General features: G+C 70.6%; 1 pseudogene. It reads left to right on the top strand.

Annotated features, from left to right (window positions below):
* Positions 1-313: pseudogene (locus tag AB4Y34_RS42235) on the top strand (hypothetical protein); the annotation flags it as partial.

Raw genomic sequence — 313 nt, 5'->3', positions numbered from 1 at the left:
ACAACGCGGGTGATGTCGCGCTGGGCGCAGGCTCGGTGACGGCAGCCGCGGTGGGCACGGCGGGTGCGAGCATCGGCGGGACGGATTACGCGTTCGCCGGAGCGAACCCGGCGAGCACGGTGAGCGTGGGCAGCGTGGGTAACGAGCGCACGATCACGAACGTGGCCGCCGGTCGCCTGAGCGCGACGAGCACGGACGCGGTGAACGGCTCGCAGCTGTACGCCACGAACCAGCAGGTGGACCAGCTGAGCGAGGACATCAGGAATGGTGCCGGCGGCGGGACGGACGCGCTCGCGGTGCATTACGACGATGC

It is taken from the genome of Paraburkholderia sp. BR10954 (assembly GCF_040965775.1).
Lineage (GTDB): Bacteria > Pseudomonadota > Gammaproteobacteria > Burkholderiales > Burkholderiaceae > Paraburkholderia > Paraburkholderia youngii.
Note: the sequence above shows the minus strand (reverse complement) of the source record. Positions and strands in the feature narration are given on the sequence as shown.